The organism is Gemmatimonadota bacterium, from assembly GCA_009841265.1.
Lineage (GTDB): Bacteria > JAAXHH01 > JAAXHH01 > JAAXHH01 > JAAXHH01 > JAAXHH01.
On sequence record VXMB01000009.1, the window covers coordinates 683,508 to 700,721 of the forward strand.

A 17,214-nucleotide genomic window follows, 5' to 3' on the forward strand; every position below is an offset into this window, starting at 1 on the left:
AATATATGCATCGGCGCCGGCGATGCGACAAAAAAATGCCGGAAGTACCGGCCCTGGCGGGAAGGAACGGACTATGGATACCCTCATCAATCTCCTTGAACAGTCGTGGCAATGGACGGGCCAGGAACTCGCCATCACCTTCGCGATTCTCCTGGGGACCTTTGTCGTAAAATGGGTGTTCAAGCACCTGATGACCCGCGTCGCCAAACGGCTGGCGCGCGTTACCTCGACCCAACTCGACGACATGCTGATCATGGCGGTCGAGAAACCCCTCGAATGGGTGATCGTCGTGCTGGGTCTCTACCTCGCCATCTATACGCTTCGTCCGCCCGAGATGGTTATGGGGGTGTTGCAGGCCGGCTTCTGGGTGCCCTTCTCCCTCCTGACGGCCTGGATGATCTTCCGATGCGTCAACGTCTTTACGTCGATGCTCAAGGAGTGGGCGCTTAAGACGGATACGGCCCTGGACGACCACCTCGTGCCCCTCGTCGAGCGGGCGTTGCAGATCATGGTGTGGATCCTCGCCGCACTCATGATTCTGCAGAACCTGGGCTACTCGGTGTCCGGCCTGCTGGCCGGCCTGGGGATCGGCGGTCTGGCCGTGGCCCTCGCCGCCCAGAAGACCCTGGCCGACGTCTTCGGGTCCATCATGCTCCTGGTCGACCGGCCCTTTGTGGCGGGAGACTGGATCGTTTCGCCGGACCGGGAAATCGAAGGCGTGGTGGAGAGTATCGGATTCCGCAGTACCCGGATACGGACCTTCGAACAGACCCTCGTCGCCATCCCCAACAACCGGCTGGCGGAGTTCGTGATCGACAATATCTCGTCCCGTCCGTACCGCCGGGTATGGATCACGGTGGGACTCACCTACGATACGCCGTCCGACTCGATGAGAGAGGCGGTTTCAAGGATAGAGAAACTGCTGCGCACCCATCCCGAGGTAAGCCAGGAATCGACCATGCTCGTGCGGTTCAACGAAATTTCCGAGAACTCGCTCGACATCATGGTCTACTACTTCACCGCGACGACGGTGTGGGCGGATTATCTGCGGATCAGGGAGGACGTCAACCTGAAGATCATGGAGATCGTCGAATCGCTCGGTCTCCAAATGGCCTTCCCCACCCGGACGATACACGTCTCGCCGGATTCCGATGACCTGGAGGCCGGGGATTAGGGCTCAGACGGCCACGCGGTCCAGCCAGGCCCGGTCCGATTCGATCCCGAATCCCGGTGCGTCGCTCGGGACCAGGCAGCCGTCTTCGATCACGGCCGTTCCCGGCAGCTCAACCATGTCGGCCAGGGGCACTCCGGGCGGAGAGACCCCGCTGGAACGTTCTCCCCAACGGGCCGCGGGCATGGCGAAGACCAGGTGCTGGCCGTAGGGATCGTTCATGGCGCCGTGCGGGGCGACGGTCAGGCCCGCGGCTTCGGCGATGTGGCAGATGCGGACCGCGGCGGAAAGCCCGCCGCACCACTTGACGTCCGGTTGGAAGATATCCACCAGCCGGTGCTCCGCGGCATACAGGAACGGTTCGGCCAGGTACCAGTGTTCTCCGGTCGCGAGGCCCTGCCCGGGCAAGCGCCGGCGAACGGCGGCGAACCCGTCCAGGTCGTGGGGCATGAGGTAGTCCTCCAGCCACTTCAGCCTGTAGGGCCTCAGCGATTCGCCGAGCCGCACGGCGTATTCCACGTCCAGCGCCATCCAGCAGTCCAGCATCAACTCGACATCGTTTCCGATCGCGGACCTGGTTTCCTCCACCATCTCCACCGCTCTGTTCAATCCGTCGATTCCATCGTCCGGACCAAACGGCATGGGGAGTTTTACCGCTTTGAATCCCAGTTCGAGGTACCACGCGATATCGAACCCCGTGGCGTAGCAGATGATGCGGTCCTTCTGCGGACCGCCGAGCAGTTCGTACACGGGCCGGCCCAGCAGCTTCCCCTTCAGGTCCCACAGGGCCAGGTCCACAGCGCTGATGGCGTAGCTCGTCGCGCCCTGGCTTCCGTAGGCCGCGCTCGCGCGAACCATGAGATCGTAGCACTTTTCCGTGGCCATAACGGACTGCCCCGTCAATAGCGGCCTGAGATGCTCGTTGACGATGGGGAGGACGGGACCGCTATGCTGGGTCAATCCCAGGCCGAAAGTACCGTCGTCCGCTTCCACGATACACGCCGCGGAGGGCCAGGCGGGTCCCGCGGCCCCGCGCCTGCCCCGGTACTCCGGGTACCGGTCCATGGGACCTGCAGGCTGGCGTCCCTTTCGTTGCAGCGATGTCTTTTCCGCCTTCCTGGCCCGGGACAGATCCACGGGGAAGGCGCGGACGTTTCGGATGTTCATGGGGCTGCCCCTTGCCGTTCGTTATCCGGGTCGCCCACCTGGTCGTCCTCCGGACCGCTCTCCGGGCCGCCGTCCGTGTCGTCCTTGACGATGTCCTTGACGTGGTTGTAATGGGCGGTCTCGATCAGTTCCAGCGTTTCTGGGGACAGCACGGCCTTGATCTCATCCGGGAACGGCATGGCCAGTCCGGCGTGCTGTGGCTTGTACCGAAGCACCAGGATGCGCCGGATCCGGTCACCGGGCCGCCACTCGAGGATGCCGTGGGTCATGAGCTCGGAAGTCACGATGATGTCGCCCGCCCGGGGCGTGATGTTGACCACGCCCGGCGCGAGGTCCTCCACGCCGTGCATGAGTCCGTCGTTGAACAGGCTGTCCGGCCGGGGGAAGTTCGCCTTGTGGGATCCAGGCAACACGATGAGACCGCCGTCGCCGGGAAAAACGTCGTCCAGGTAGGGAAACACGATGATGTCGTCGCAGTAGACCCGTCCATGATGGGTCTCGTAGCGGGTGCTCTCCCAACCGAAACCCTCCCGGGCGCAGTGCAGGCCCCCCACGGCCGATTCCCCGGGACGGTCCACCTGGAGGGTGCCGCTGATCAGCCGGGGCTTTTCGTTGGTGAGTTCCCGCACGATGGGCCAGATCGACGGATGACGGGTCAGGGCCTCGAGCGACTTGTCGAAGGCGAAGCCGTGGAGGTGGCGCTTGCCGTCGAACCCGAATCCCGGCGGCAGTTTGTCCTCCGGCGTGTTCATGTAACGGGCCGATGCGCGCTGGCAGGCCTCGAGTTCCCGCTTTGAAAGCGCGTTCTCGATGTGCAGGTAGCCGAACACGTCGAACAGGTACCGTTGTTCCGGGGTCATCATGCCTGGCTCCTCGATATGGGCTGCTTGCTTTTATGATCAAGTCGCCGGACCGGTGATTGCCTGACCGGTGTTTGGCGGACCGGTATTTACACTTCGAACTCCTGCAGCAGGTCATCCAGGCGCCGGATGAAACGCTCCCGCAGGTTCTCCGGAATATTGTGCGCCCGGGCAACCACCCGGCTTAGGTCAGTCCCAGGGCGGTCCGGACGATGCGGCGGCTCGAATATGACGACGTCTTCCGCCGTGTACCCTGGGTATCCGGTGACGCTCGGTGCCGCATAGAGTTCCCGCCGCAGACCCGACATGTCCCCGTCTTCCCCGTAGATGGCACAGGCGTCCCTCAGGCACCGCGGCAGATGGGTCGGGCTCGAGACCATGATGACCCGCTCCACGTCCCGCTCGACAAAAACCCGCCCGGCATGGGCGATTTCGTCACGGGTGTTCTTCGACGCCCGGTCCAGGTGCAGTATGGATTCGATCCGCTGCCTGAACCGGTCGGCCCCATGAGGACGGGTCAATTCGTTCTCCCAGCCCTTGAAAACCGCGAATCCGGCGAGTTCGTCGAACCGTTCCCACAACAACCGGGCCGTCGCCTCGGATTCAATTAACCCATCCTTTTCCGAAGCGCCCGAACCGAAGACCATCACGTCCGCCTGCTCGCTCAGGGCTACAAGCACGCCCATGGGCACGCGGCCGATCCGTTCCGGCGGTGCGCCCCAGGTCACGTCCTCCCACTGGCCGGCATGCAGATTGTGTCCGTGGACGAGGATGCCCGTCTTACGTCGTTGGGCACCGCGAGATTCACGGGTTGTCATGTCCTCGCTCACGCCAGGCTCCATCATCTCCGAAGGGAATGCAACGGGAGGCGAAGTGCTTCAGGGCGCCGCTTTTGACCACGATCGCTTCCGGTCTCAATACGGCGGCGTAGCTGTTCAGCAGGGCGATCAGGTCCAGCAGCGACCGGTATCCGGATATCCCCGACATGTCGATATAGATCTTGGTGAAGTTCTCGTTCAATTCGAGCGCGGCCCGCACGTCGAAGGCGTCCAGCGTTTCAAACCGGATGTGGGGGTGGCGTTCCCGGGCCCGTTCGATGACCACCGGGCTGACGTCCGTGCCGATGACGGCCGCGGCGTGTTCGGCGATGATCGTGGTGGTCGTGCCCCATTCACAGCCGATTTCAAGGACGATATCGGTACCGTTCACCCAGTGGGGTATGCTGGCCCGGTACTCCTTGACGCCGCGGGTACCCACGAACAGCGTTTTGGATCGGTACTGCCTGTTGTTCGCCATACCGGACCAATAAACAGGCGCCCCGGAACATCGTCAAGAAGGACGGCGCGCCGATCGGGCCGTCGAGACGGCGTCCGCGCTAGCTGCCCGTCGAACGATAGTGCCGGAGTCCGAGTCGCCAGATGAACAGCGACAGGATGAAATAGAGCAGGCCGAACACGGGAGCCGCGTACTGAAACGCGAGTGACGTGCCCAGTGGATCGGGCTTGCCGAGAATCGCCAGGACCGGGAAATAGGTCACACAGCCCATGGGGATCACCATGGTGAAGAACCGGCGGAACCAGGCTCTGTATATGGCCAGCGGGTATTTCGAAGCCTCGATGCCGCCGTAGGTCAACACGTTCATGAGCTCGAGCGTCTCCGTGGTCCAGAAGGACACCGTGCCGATATTGATGAACAGTCCCAGAAAGAAGCAGGCGCCGCAGCATACGGTGACCACGGTAAGCGCCGCGACCGCTGGCGACCAGTCGATGTCCAGATAGAGCGCCGACCAGAGCAGGACGGCGCCGCCCTGCAGGAATCGCCCAAGCCTCTTCAGCGTGAATTCCTGGCCGATCAACTGGAGTACGGTGCTCCGGGGCCGGAGCAGCATGCGGTCGAACTCGCCGGTGCGTACCAGTTGGCCCACGTGGTCGAAACCGCGGGATAACGCATCGGTGAAGGCAAAGGCCACGTTGACGATCCCGTAGAAGAAGGCGACCTCGGCGAGCGACCACTGGATAAGGCTGCCGAAACGGTCGAACAGGGCCAGAATGCCGATGAACTCCACCCCCGTGCCGAGTAGCTGCCCCACCGTGCCCAACAGGAAGGAAACGCGGTATTGCATCTGGCTGCGCAGGGATATGCTTACGTATTGGGTATACAGCACAAGAGGGTTCGCCATCCGTCAACCTCCCTGTACGACCAGCCGGCGGGTAGCTCTCGAGAGCAGCCACGCGCCGAATGCGACCAGGATGACGATCCAGATCAACTGGTGAAACAGCACGGCCCAGGCTTCCGTGGCCGGGATATGGCCCATGTACAGCCTGAACGGCGCGTCGCAGATGCCGCGAAACGGCAGGATTTCGAGTACGCGTTGCGCCCAGTCTGGGAAGAGCGGCAGGGGGATGACCATCCCCGCCAGCAGATAGATGACCGGTGAGACCAGAAAGGACACGCCTTCCCCTGATATCGTCCACATCAGCGTGATGGACAGGATCACGGTGAGGGCCGTACTGAGCAACACCGCGCCGAGGGTCGCCGCCAGCCAGAATACCAGGGCTTCGGGCGAGGCGGGCGCCTGCATCCCGAAAAACACCAACGCAAGTATCGCCAGTGGGATGGAACGCATGAAGGTAGGCGCGAGCCGGAATGCCATCGACCGGGAAAACCAGTAGGTATAGAGGTTCACGGGCCGGACGAGTTCATAGGCCACCGTACCCGACCGCACCATGGCGCGGATCTCCGTATCGGGATTCCACGGCAGCAGGCCGAGCAACGCCTGGCCCAGCCAGATGTAGGTCACCACGTCCTCGAGATGCATGGGCTGGGGGGCGCTCGTGGACCGGTAGAACGCCTCCATGGCCATGACGCGGATCGCGCCCCAGCCGATCTGCGTGACGAACCCGGCAATGGCCGCGGCCCGGTACTGGAGGATCATCCGGAACCGGGCGGACAGCACGGCGGTGTAGGGGAGAACGAACGATTGCATCATGCCTGTCAGGGTTTAGCGGAGTTCGTGTTCGTCGTAAAGCCGTGAAATGATCTCTTCGATGGGCGGGTTCTCGACGAACAGGTCCTTGATGGCGTACTTCGCCGTGATCCGGCTGATCAGGGCGGCCGTCCGGACGCGGTCCGGATCGAACTGCAGGTGGACACGGTTGCCGCTGCGCGAGATGAAGGTAACGTCCGGATCCTCGATCGCCTGGCCTTCGTCGAGCAGGTCAATGATCAGGCGGCGCTCCCGGGTGACGCGGGCGCGCAGGTCGTCCAGCGTGCTGTCGGACAGGATCCTCCCGTGTCCGATCACCATCACCCGGTCGCAAAGGGCCTCGATGTCGTCCATGTCATGGGTGGTCAGCACGACGGTGACGCCCCGTTCACGGTTCAGCCGCTTGATGAAATCCCGTACGGCAAGCTTGGAAACGGCGTCCAGGCCGATGGTGGGCTCGTCCAGGAAGAGCACCGAAGGCGCGTGCAGGAGGGCTGCCGCCAGGTCGCACCGCATGCGTTGGCCGAGACTGAGCTGGCGCACCGGGACGTCGTACAGCGGTTCCAGGTCCATGAGCGCCGCGAGTTCGTCCCTGGCCCGGCGGTATTCATCACCCCCGATCCGGTAGATATCCCGAAGCAGATCGAAGGACTCGATAACGGGCAGATCCCACCACAGCTGGGTCCGCTGGCCGAACACCACGCCGATGTTGGCCGCGTTGGAGATCCGGTTGCGCCACGGGATGCGCCCGTCGATCTCGCACCGTCCCGAATCGGGCACCAGGATGCCGGAGAGGACTTTTACGGTCGTGGACTTGCCCGCCCCGTTGGGACCGATATAGCCCACCAGTTCTCCCGAATCCAGTTCGAAGGAGACGCGGTCCAGGGCCTTGATCGTCCGGTATTCACGGCGTACTACCCCGTGTAGCGCGCCCCAGAGGCCGGGGCGCCGCTGGGCGATCCGGAAGGTCTTGACGATGTTGTCGACGAGGATGTGGGGCACGGCGGTCACCTGGACACATGGTGTCGAGCGCGGTACGGACCGGGGCGTACGATGCGCTGCGTGAATAACGGAACGGAATTGGTAAGGCCGGGCTAGCCGGCTTCTGAGAACGAGGAAAGGTACTTTGTGCTCAGGCCGCCGCGTACGAGCGCTTCCCAGCACCGGATAGGGGACTCGCCGAGTAACGCGAGTAGATTCGCACGCATCCGGTCGAGGGAGGCCGGCGAGGGCCCTGCGGTTTCCGGTCCTTCGGTTTCCAGGTTGGCCAGGCGATTGAGGGCGTCCATGGCGAACCCCACGCAGATGACGTTTCGGTCATTGCGCACCACCTCTGTCAGGGCATCGATAGTGGATTCCAGCGCATCGCCCGCGAGGCGGACCCCGTGGGAACAGAGGATGACCATGGACCAGAGGGCGTTCTCCCGGACCGCGGAGCGTACAGGTTCGAAACGCTCGAGGCCCATATCGACGCCGTTGCCCTCGCAGACGTCGCACTCGTCGGTGGGCCGTACGAACTTGATGCTCCGCTGCTGGGCCAGGTCCATGCTCAACCGGTTTTCTTCCCGCTCGAGACTGCGGACCAGCGCCTCGAGACACCGGGGCACCAGGGATCGTCCAACGCCCGTCCGGGCGGCGCGTCGACCCAGGCAGCCCAGCGTTCCCGCGGCGACGGCACGGACGTACACGGAGGGGTCGTGATGCAGCAGCGAAGCGGTGGCGGCCAGTACTTCGCCGGTGAGCGGCGCACAGTCGCCCAATCCGTACACACCGGCCTTCCTGACCCATTTGACTGGTGACTTCGTCGCTTCGACGAAGGTCTCCGAGGACGGCTCCCCGACGGCGATCAGGCCGTAGGTCGCCGCGCGGCGGACACTCTCCCTGTGGCTGTAGAGCGCTGCGCCGAGGTGCTGGACGGCCAGTGCGTCGTCTCCGATCGAGGCCAGTCGGTAGGCCGCGCCGATACGCTGGGGCTCCGCGTCGTCGCCCATGGCGTGCAGCTGCTCGTACAGTTCAGCGGCCTCCGCTTCGCGTCCCGCTTGGGGCAGTGTCCGGGCCTTGTGCCGCGGCGGCGGCGTCCGCCCTGTCCGCATCCAGTGATTGTGATATCTCCAGACCGCGGTCGTGTCGTCGCTCGTCTCTCGCAGATCGACCCCGGTCAGGGGATCTACGCCGAGTTCGCGCCAGGCAACTTCGCCGGGCTCATTGCGGTCATCGCCGTCCGGTTCCGTCGTCCGATAGATCCAGAAACGCCACATGAAACGGGGATGGTCGTCCCACAGGCGCCAGTCGTCTCTCCGGTGGTTCCCCCGGTGGAACGTGTTGTGGGAATAAAGCAACACGCTTCCCGCCCGCAGCGGCGCCGCCTCGAGGGGTTTCACGAGGGGCCATCCCGTGTTGGACACGGCTTCCCGCATCCGGACGTCGTGGGCCGTGCGCCGGTGAACGACGTCCTCCCAGTCGTATTTGGAATCGGGACCGCTCACCGGGACACCCTCCATCCCGCTGATCTGATATTCGAAATCGAGGTGGTCGGCGCCCGCGAAATTGTCGTGGTTTTCTTCGTGGTTGAACGTCCAGTAGTGCGAGTAGGGCACAGTGGCCGTGGGGCCCATGACTTCGGTCACGTCCTGGGGATAGTAGAGCATCTCGATCTGCACGGCCTGGTGATGGCGCTGCTTGCGGCCGTTGTACGGACCGTTGTCGTCCTTGTGCCAGTGCTGGTCCCGGGCGCCGCTCGCAAAGGAGGCATTGTGGGTAAAGGGGACGATGGCCCAGTTCCGGCCCACGATCCGGTTGCAGGCATCGACCACGCCCGGCGCGTTGATGACTTCAAGGACATCCGGTACGCCGCCCGGCGTCACCGGTTTTCTTGCCAGGTAAGCCTGCTTCTCCAGTGTGTATATGCGTTGGTGGATCTCTTCGGGGATGCCGAGGCTTTCCGGCGGCAGGGCGACGATACCGCGGCTGGCGAAATCCCGGACGAGATGGTCCGGTTCGGTGTACGGCAGCGAAGCATAGGTTTTCGTAGCCACGATCAGCGCTGTCTTTCCCGTTCGGCTTGGCATGCTCGCGCGATGCACCGCAATGCGCGACGTCATGGTCGCATGGAGGTCCGAAGGCACGCGCCCTGGGGCGATCCTTCTACCGGAGCGCCTGCCTCAGTGCTTACCTGAACGCCAGTCTGAGCGCGACTTTGGCAGGGCCCGGCGGGGCCTCGGCAGGGCCGGCGCACGGTCGAAGGAATCTACAGTCGAACGGGGAGGTCGTCAAACCTGAAATTGACGCGGGGTGCGCAGTCAGTTCACTCGTGCTGCAGGGCGTCCACGGGATCGGTATGGGCTACGCTGACGGCTCTGTAGCTTACGGTTAGCATCGTAACGGTTATGGCCAGTGCCGCGGCGAGCACGAATATCCAGGGAGAAAGGTCCGTACGGTACGCGAAGCCGTCGAGCCAGTCGTTCATCACGAAGTATGCGATGGGCCAGGCAATGAGGTTGGCATATACGACCAGCCGGACGTATTCTTTCGAAAGCAGCGCGACGATGCCGGACGCGGATGCCCCCAGCACTTTCCGCACCCCGATTTCCCGGGTTCGCTGTTCCGCCGTGAAGGAAGCGAGTCCCAGCAGACCCAGGCACGCGATGAAGACGGCCAGTAAGGAAAAGCTGCGGAAGATGCTTCCCTGCCGTACTTCATTCTGGTACAGCCGGTTGAAGTCCTCGTCGAGAAACGAATACGTGAACGAATCGTCCGGATAGATCTCGCGCCAGCTGTTTTCCAGGAATCCCATCGTTTCGGCCACGTCATCCGGCGCGATCCTGATCGCGAGATAGTGGAGCGGATCCGGGCCGGGCGCCAGCTGCAGCATCATCGGTTCGATGCCGCTGTGCAGCGACCGCACGTGGAAGTCCCGTACGACGCCGATGACCCGGCCGTCCTTGAAGTTCCCCAGGCGGATTTTCTTGTCGAGCGGAGCGCCTTCCCAGCCCAGCCATTTCACGGCGGCCTCGTTGATCACGAACGCCTGCAGCGTATCCGTGAAGAAGGATCTGGAAAAATCGCGTCCCGCCGTGAGTTCGATGTTCATCGTGCGGATGAAATCGTGATCGATCCACATGTTGTTGATGCGGACCAGTTCCTCTTCCGGCGCGCCGTCCGGCGTAAAGAGGATGTCGTTCACCAGTCCGCCCGGCATTCCGTTCGCCACCGTAACGCCCAATACGTTGGGATAGCCGCTGATTTGATCCTTGTAGGCATTGTATATCAGGCGCTGCCTGGGATCTCCGAGTGGCATGACCACCAGCTGTTCTTTGTCGAATCCCAGGTGTTTGTCCTGCACGAACCGCATCTGGTCCGCTACCGCGCCCGTACCGATGATGAACACGACGGAGATCACGAATTGCAGCACGACCAGTATCTTCCGCAGGTTCGTGTTCACCGTACCCGCCCTGGAGGAGCCCTTCAGCACGGAGACGGGCTGGAACGACGACAGGAACAGCGCCGGGTAGCTTCCGGCCAGCGCACCGGCCAGTATCACGATGCCGATCAGGCCGAATGCCATGCTCATATCGTCGAAGGCAAAGACCAGGTCCTTGCCGGCCAGGGCGTTGAACGCGGGAAGAAACGCGTAGACCAGACCCACGGCAAGGATCAGTGAAAGTACCGCCATGATCGTGGATTCGCCCATGAACTGGCCGATCAGCTGAACGCGGAACGCCCCCAGCACCTTGCGGATGCCGACTTCCCGGGCGCGGCCGGCGGATCGGGCCGTCGCCAGGTTCATAAAGTTGATGCAGGCGATCAGCAGGAGAAAGAACGCAACGGCCGAGAAGATGTAGATGTAGGCGAAATCGCTGTTCGCGCCGAGTTCCCCGTCGAGATTCGAATGCAGGTGTATGCTGGTCAGCGGTTGGAGTTCGGCTTCGATTTGCGCATTGAACTGGTTCAGGGCCGGTCCGTAGCGCGATTCGATGAACTCCGCCAGTTTCGGATCGAGGGATTCGGGCGGGATACCTTCGGCGAGTAGCAGGTAGGTATACAGGTCGGGACCGAAGTTCTGCGTATTCCTGCCGTAATCCGTTCCCCCGTAGATGGGGTTGACGTTTAGGGTTTCGAAGGATCCCAGGAAGCCGAAGGTCATATGGGAATTGCGTGGTACGTCTTCCATGACGCCGGTAACGGTCAGGTCGTACGTGTTGTCGATCCGGATCACCTTGCCCTGGGCATCCTCGTCTCCGAAGTACCTGGCCGCCGTGGATTCGGTCATGACCACCGTGTTGGGGGCGTTCAGTGCCGTGTTCGCGTCGCCGCGTACCAGGTTGAAGTCGAACAGATCCAGGATGCCGGGATCCGCGAAGTAGAAACCGGGTTCGTTGAACCGTCTGTTGCCTTCCACGTACGTGACCTGCCAGGAGACCAGCGGCGCCTTTATGCGAGTGAACCCTTCGACTTCAGGGAAGGCGTCGGTCAGCATCCACCCCCAGGCCGTCGGACTCCGCGCGGTGCGGGTTTCCGCCCTGTCCGGCGTCTCGATCGCCATGGTGAGCCGGTAGATGCGGTCGTGCCGGGACGCGTACCGGTCATAGCCGAGTTCGTCCTGGACGTATAGCAGGATCAGGATGCAACAGGTCATCCCGACCGCGAGGCCCATGACGTTGATTACGGCGTATCCTTTGTGGCGCAGGGCGTTACGATAGGCAATCGTGAGATAGTTGCGGAACATGGTCGCGTGGTATCCTGTCTCGAGCGGGAACTCGGGAGATTCGGCGCGTCAGTGCGGCTTCGGTCCGTTTTCGACGTGCTCGATCGGCCGTTCGTGTGGGCTGATGTCGATCGTTTCGACTCGATCGGCTCAAGAAAGGTTGCAGTGGAAGAAGGATTCGGGTCCCACCAGCGCGACAGCTGGGGGTATTGCCGGTGCCGCCAGGAGAGAGCATCGGGGTAAGGCGCGCTGGATGATGCGGTCTGCGGAACCGGCCAGCACGAACCACGCGAGTGTGAACCACGCCGATGGGGGCTATGCCGGCGCGGGCCACACCGGTGCGGGCCACGCCAGCCAGAAGGCCCGTTTTGAGCGGGGTGTTCGATGTATTGTGGGAAATGCCGAGGGACAGAGTCGAACTGTCGACACATGGATTTTCAGTCCACTGCTCTACCGCCTGAGCTACCTCGGCAATCGATTCCGGCAAAGCCAGTCAAAATTAGCGGCGACCACGGGGAAAGTCAACAGAAATAACCCTGGAAAAGCGAAAATCCGGGGTGGCGGTTTTGGGGGAAACTTCGGGGGAAACCGGGGGCTGATCGCGGCTTCCGGCTACTTGCCTTCGACCGTGCTGTCATCGAAATGCAGCATGAATTCGATGTAGTCGAGTTCCCGGTCGATGGCCTGCCGCTTGGTGACGATGGTATTGGTAGCCAGGTAGTGCGCCAGGCCGCGGAACTCCTTGCGGACGCGGACGAGACGGTTGCGGAGATATGGCGCGTTGGGGTTGTCGCCGGGCATGGCCAGGATCTCTTTGTAGAGCCTTTCGATTCTCCCGTCCGTATCGATCAGGGGATTGCGGACTTCGTCGATGTAGTCCTGGTCGTGGCATTCGCCGCAGGGCGCGGTGATGGACACCATGTCGATGTGCACTTCCGTCACGTCGTGGCTGTTGTGGCAGGTGACGCACTCGGGTTCGAAGTCGTTGGCTTCAAACAGGTCCCCGTGGGCGCTCTCCCAGAAGCTTTCGAGGGCTTCGGGGTGGCAGCGTCCGCAGTCTTCCGGGATGGCTTCGGGCAGCGGTGCGTCCATGAACCCGTTCTGCTCGCCCATGGCCACGGTGAGTATGGTGCTCGTGGGATCGCCCCCGTGGCACGTGTCGCAGAAGACGCCGCGCCACGCGTGGATGCTGCCCTGCCACTCGGCGACCTGCTTGGCGAGGGGTTCACCCAGACGCTGGTGGCACAGGGCGCAGTTGTCGGTCATCCGCGTCTCAAGCTTCTGCCAACTCGTAACGGGAGAATCGGGGGTGCGTTGAGAATCGGGGGTGCGTTGTCCGCGGGCCGTGGGCAGAATCACGCCAAGCACGAAGGTCAGCATGATCAGAACGGCGGCGGTCCGGAGTAAAAAGGACACTCGGCGTGCTTTCCGGGTTGTAGATTTCGGCCAACTGTAGATACGACACTGCAAACGGAATAGTATACACTGTCCAACGCTTCCCACTTCAACAAAAAGCTCTTCCAATGGTAACGTTCGCCGTGCCTGCGATCAAGCACTAACGGTAAACCACACCCCGGGACGCGGGACAGAATTCCCTTTACACGAAGCGCTGGAATCCTATCTTTACCTGTGTTTTTTGCAGGCATGAATCCGGTAAAACCCTCCTTAAATACGGGGAATCTCGAATGAAACTGGTTCAATACTACGAACCCGGCCAGGAGTCCGGCGTGGGCATCTTCCAGGACGATCAGGTCATCGACCTTTCGGAGGTCATGCCGGAGGTGGAAACCGTCAACGACCTCCTGTACGTATCCGGGACGGCCCGGCTTTCGCTGTCCGAACTCGTCGAACGCGCCATCAACGACTACGAAGGCCAGTTGACCGGGTTCTCCTACGAATCGCTCGACGTTACACCCGACGTGGGCGTCCCCCACCTGATGGTACCGATCTTCTCGCCCGAGGTGTGGGGCTTCGGCGTGACCTACAAGCGAAGCGCCGAATTCAGGGACGACGACGCCCAGCAGACCATTTATGACCAGGTATACCAGTCCGACCGGCCCGAATCCTTCTTCAAGGCCACCGCTTCCCGTTGTTCCGGACCCAACGCGCCCATCTGCGTGCGCGGCGACTCGAACTTCACCGCCACCGAGCCCGAACTAGCCTACGTGCTGGGCGATGAAGGCGAAATCGTCGGCTACACCCTGTGCAACGACGTTTCGGCCTGGGATATCGAGAAGGCAAATCCACTCTATCTCAACCAGTCCAAGATCTACCAGGGCTGTTGCGCGCTCGGACCCGCCCTGGTCACTGCGGACGAGATCGACGATCCCTACGATATCGACATTCATTGCCGGATTCTGCGGGACGATGCCGTCGTGTTCGAGGGAGAGGCCAACACTTCGCAACTGGCGCGCAGTTTCGACGAGTTGAACGAGTACCTCTACCGGGACAACCTAATCCCTGCGGGTACGGTCGTTTCCACGGGCACGGGCATCATCGTGCCGAACGACCTGGGATTGCGTGAGGACGACATCGTGATGATCGCCTCTCCCCAGATCGGCGTGCTCTCCAATCCCGTGCAGCAGCTCTGACCAGGACAAGGCGATGGGCAGACGGAACAGCGGACTCAACCGCCACCAGAAGGCCTGGCGGAAGCCGGGCGAGGAACGCGTGAGCCGGGAAGACATCGCGGAACTCCTGCGCCTGTCCGAAAGCGGGGATCCCGAAGACCGTATCGTGGCCGCGACCTACATGTGTCCATGCCACGTCCGTCACCGCAACGAGGAAGTCTGGAAGGCGCTCTACCGGATGATGGAGGATGAAGACGCCCGGGTCCGCCGACGGGCCTGGCATACGCTGGAAGACGGAGGCTGTCCTACCGATCCGGCCTTCGAGCCCATCGTCCGCCGCGCGTTGGACACTGAAACGGACCGCCAGGTGCTCGGATTCGCGCGGCAGTTCGCCGAACCGTTTCTCAATGAAGACATGGTGTCCCGGATCCGCGAGGAAAAGCCGGCTGGCAGGCATCTAAAGCTGACCGGCAAATGCGACTTTTGTGGCAGGACCCGGGTGCCGGTTTCACAGGACTACGAGACGGAGATCCCCGCGGGCGGGATGACCCGCGCCGCGTGGACTTGCGACGAATGTTCCGCCGGAGGCGCCGACTCCTGAACAGAGCACATGCCCCACCGTCCTCGAATTGAGTGCAAACCCCCTGATCCGCGCTTCCTGCACGACCAAACCCTGGAAAGGCACATCGGTACATTCAAACATGCCAAATTATGAAATCGCCGTGATCGGCGGGGACGGCGTCGGTCCCGAAGTCATCGAGGAAGGCATCAAGGCGCTTGACGCGCTGGGGGCCCCGGCCTTTCGTTTCACCCGTTTCGACTGGAGTTCCGAACGCTACAAGCGAACGGGAAGGTTCATCCCCGAGGGCGGGCTGGACCGGCTCGCTGCCTTCGACGCCATATTCTTCGGCGCTGTGGGCGACGAGGAGGTGCAGGACCACATCACCCTGAACAACCTCATTCTCCCGATACGGCGCAGATTCGACCAGTATGCCTGCGTCCGGCCCGCCTTCCTGTACGCGGGCGTGCAGTCTCCCCTCGCGGGAAAGGGGGCCGGCGACATCGACCTGGTGGTCATCCGGGAGAATACCGAAGGGGAATACGCCGATATCGGGGGCCGGGTGTATCAGCGGACCGACCAGGAAGTCGCGGTCCAGACCTCCGTCTTCACGCGGCACGGCACTGAGCGCATCATCCGCTACGCCTTCGAAGAAGCGCGGCGACGCGACGGTCGGCGCCTGGTTACGTCCATCACGAAGTCGAACGCCCAGGGCCATGGCATGGTCTTCTGGGACGAAGTATTCGATTGCGTGAAAACGGAGTACGGAGACGTCGAGACCGAGTCCCTCCTCATCGACGCCGCGGCCATGGACTTCGTGCGCCGGCCCCAGGACTTCGACGTGGTGGTGGCCTCGAACCTCTTCGGCGACATCCTGACCGATATCTCGGCGATCACCGTGGGCAGCATGGGTCTCGCGCCCAGCGCGAACCTGAACCCCGAACGGATTCATCCCTCCATGTTCGAGCCGGTCCACGGCTCCGCCTTCGAACTCATCGGCAAAAGCCAGGTCAATCCCATCGCCACGATCCTCGCGGCGGCCATGATGGTCGAGTTTCTGGGTGAAGAAAAGGCCGGAGCGGCCATACGCAGGGCGGTATCGGAGAACCTCGCCGAAGGGCGGATCCGCACGCCCGACATCGGCGGCGGGTCGAGTACCGTGGAAGTTGGCGACGACATCGTCAGGCGACTGTCGAATTGACCGGCGCGACGTTGATTACGGTCGACGGCAGATAGGCAGAGTGACGGACAGTTACACGAGGCCGAGATCGGCCATGGTCCCGCGCAGTGCGTCGCGCTGTTCCTTTGACAGGGGCCTTCCTGGCGGCCGCGCCGACCCGCAATCAATGCCCAGCCGCTCGCTGAGCGCCGCCTTGGCCACCGAATGGAACTCGCCGCCGCACGCGCCGAGGGACGCCCACACCCCGCTGGCGCGGTCCTGCGCGGTTTCTGCCCGTCCGAGATCTCCCGCGCGATAGGCCTTCCAGATTTCTACCCAGTATTCCGGCGTGATAACCGGTGGTCCGTCCACGCAGCCCGTAGCGCCGATCGTCAGGGCCGGGAGCATCAACTGGTGGTTGCCCACCAGGCACTTCAGCCCCAAGGCCGAGAAGTTGCGCACGTTGGCGAATACCTGGGACGAGTGCTTGAGGCCGGTCAGCTGCGGCACCCGGTCCTGGATCCTCCGCATCAGCGAAGGCGTGATCTCGACGCCCGTGGACTGGGGCAGGTTGTAGACGAAAAGGGGCAGATCCGCCGCGGCCGCCACGATGCGGTAGTGTTCGGCGATCGCTTCGTCGGTCCGGCCGTAGAAGAAAGGCGGCACGCAGCAGATGGCCTCCACCCCGGCGCCCGCGGCATGTTCGGCCAGCCGGGCCGCCCTTTCCGTGGTCGCGGCGCCGACATGCATGATGTTGTTCACCCGGCCACGGGACTGGTCCGCCGCCGCCGTGGCGATCCGCATGTTCTCCTCGTCGCTGAGCAGGATGCTTTCACCCGTCCCGCCCGCGATCCAGAATCCGTGGACACCGGCCTCGATATTGAATTCCATGACCCGGCGGAACGCCTCTTCATTGAAACTGTCGTCGCTGTGCATCGGGGTGATGATGGCGGGCAGGATACCTTCGAACGCGGACATGCAATCGGCTCCTTCCTGTCAAATCGACGTTTCTAAGGACGGTTTTGCGAACCGGATGTT

The 17,214-nt window shown here is 62.7% G+C and carries 15 protein-coding genes and 1 tRNA gene; 4 read left to right on the forward strand and 12 right to left on the reverse strand.

The window, feature by feature from the left end; all coding sequences use genetic code 11:
* The first annotated feature begins 22 nt into the window (after nucleotides 1-22).
* Nucleotides 23-1,174 (forward strand): mechanosensitive ion channel family protein, encoded by a 1,152-nt coding sequence (locus F4X08_07870; protein ID MYD25716.1) that lies wholly within the window; start codon nucleotides 23-25, stop codon nucleotides 1,172-1,174.
* 3 nt (nucleotides 1,175-1,177) lie between these two features.
* Here the strand turns inward: F4X08_07870 and F4X08_07875 are convergent, their stop codons facing one another.
* The 11 genes from F4X08_07875 to F4X08_07925 form a co-directional block, all read right to left on the reverse strand.
* A complete protein-coding gene (locus F4X08_07875; GenBank protein ID MYD25717.1) occupies nucleotides 1,178-2,338 on the reverse strand; it encodes an L-rhamnonate dehydratase in 1,161 nt (386 codons plus the stop codon).
* On the reverse strand, nucleotides 2,335-3,201 hold the full coding sequence (locus F4X08_07880; GenBank protein MYD25718.1) for a phytanoyl-CoA dioxygenase family protein: 867 nt from the start codon (nucleotides 3,199-3,201) through the stop codon (nucleotides 2,335-2,337). The genes F4X08_07875 and F4X08_07880 overlap by 4 nt, the downstream gene beginning before the upstream one ends.
* 86 nt (nucleotides 3,202-3,287) lie before the next feature.
* Entirely contained in the window at nucleotides 3,288-4,043 is a 756-nt protein-coding gene (locus F4X08_07885; protein ID MYD25719.1) for a hypothetical protein, read from the reverse strand.
* Nucleotides 4,003-4,494 (reverse strand): class I SAM-dependent methyltransferase, encoded by a 492-nt coding sequence (locus F4X08_07890; protein MYD25720.1) that lies wholly within the window; start codon nucleotides 4,492-4,494, stop codon nucleotides 4,003-4,005. Before F4X08_07890 ends, F4X08_07885 begins: the two co-directional genes overlap by 41 nt.
* A gap of 79 nt (nucleotides 4,495-4,573) precedes the next feature.
* A complete protein-coding gene (locus tag F4X08_07895; GenBank protein ID MYD25721.1) occupies nucleotides 4,574-5,377 on the reverse strand; it encodes an ABC transporter permease in 804 nt (267 codons plus the stop codon).
* Between the two features lie 3 nt (nucleotides 5,378-5,380).
* Nucleotides 5,381-6,187 (reverse strand): hypothetical protein, encoded by an 807-nt coding sequence (locus F4X08_07900; GenBank protein MYD25722.1) that lies wholly within the window; start codon nucleotides 6,185-6,187, stop codon nucleotides 5,381-5,383.
* Nucleotides 6,188-6,199: 12 nt separating this feature from the next.
* On the reverse strand, nucleotides 6,200-7,186 hold the full coding sequence (locus F4X08_07905; protein ID MYD25723.1) for an ATP-binding cassette domain-containing protein: 987 nt from the start codon (nucleotides 7,184-7,186) through the stop codon (nucleotides 6,200-6,202).
* 92 nt (nucleotides 7,187-7,278) lie between these two features.
* Nucleotides 7,279-9,309: a HEAT repeat domain-containing protein gene (locus F4X08_07910; protein ID MYD25724.1), complete on the reverse strand. Its 2,031-nt coding sequence runs from the start codon at nucleotides 9,307-9,309 to the stop codon at nucleotides 7,279-7,281.
* A 179-nt stretch (nucleotides 9,310-9,488) separates the two neighbouring features.
* Nucleotides 9,489-11,909, reverse strand: a complete 2,421-nt coding sequence (locus F4X08_07915; GenBank protein MYD25725.1) for an FtsX-like permease family protein — start codon at nucleotides 11,907-11,909, stop codon at nucleotides 9,489-9,491.
* Nucleotides 11,910-12,287: 378 nt separating this feature from the next.
* Nucleotides 12,288-12,360 (reverse strand) — tRNA-Phe (locus F4X08_07920).
* A 140-nt stretch (nucleotides 12,361-12,500) separates the two neighbouring features.
* The gene (locus F4X08_07925) at nucleotides 12,501-13,304 is read right to left on the reverse strand and encodes a hypothetical protein (GenBank protein ID MYD25726.1); all 804 of its coding nucleotides are present in this window, start codon (nucleotides 13,302-13,304) and stop codon (nucleotides 12,501-12,503) included.
* Between the two features lie 269 nt (nucleotides 13,305-13,573).
* Here F4X08_07925 and F4X08_07930 point away from each other — a divergent pair, with 269 nt between their 5' ends.
* The 3 genes from F4X08_07930 to F4X08_07940 all read left to right on the forward strand — a co-directional run bounded on the left by F4X08_07930 (nucleotide 13,574) and on the right by F4X08_07940 (nucleotide 16,218).
* On the forward strand, nucleotides 13,574-14,479 hold the full coding sequence (locus F4X08_07930; GenBank protein MYD25727.1) for a hypothetical protein: 906 nt from the start codon (nucleotides 13,574-13,576) through the stop codon (nucleotides 14,477-14,479).
* A gap of 13 nt (nucleotides 14,480-14,492) precedes the next feature.
* Entirely contained in the window at nucleotides 14,493-15,059 is a 567-nt protein-coding gene (locus F4X08_07935) for a HEAT repeat domain-containing protein (protein ID MYD25728.1), read from the forward strand.
* Between the two features lie 100 nt (nucleotides 15,060-15,159).
* Nucleotides 15,160-16,218, forward strand: coding sequence for a tartrate dehydrogenase (locus F4X08_07940; GenBank protein MYD25729.1), 1,059 nt, complete (start codon nucleotides 15,160-15,162; stop codon nucleotides 16,216-16,218).
* A 51-nt stretch (nucleotides 16,219-16,269) separates the two neighbouring features.
* Here F4X08_07940 and F4X08_07945 read toward each other — a convergent pair whose 3' ends face one another.
* The gene (locus F4X08_07945; GenBank protein ID MYD25730.1) at nucleotides 16,270-17,154 is read right to left on the reverse strand and encodes a dihydrodipicolinate synthase family protein; all 885 of its coding nucleotides are present in this window, start codon (nucleotides 17,152-17,154) and stop codon (nucleotides 16,270-16,272) included.
* Between the last annotated feature and the right edge of the window lie 60 nt (nucleotides 17,155-17,214).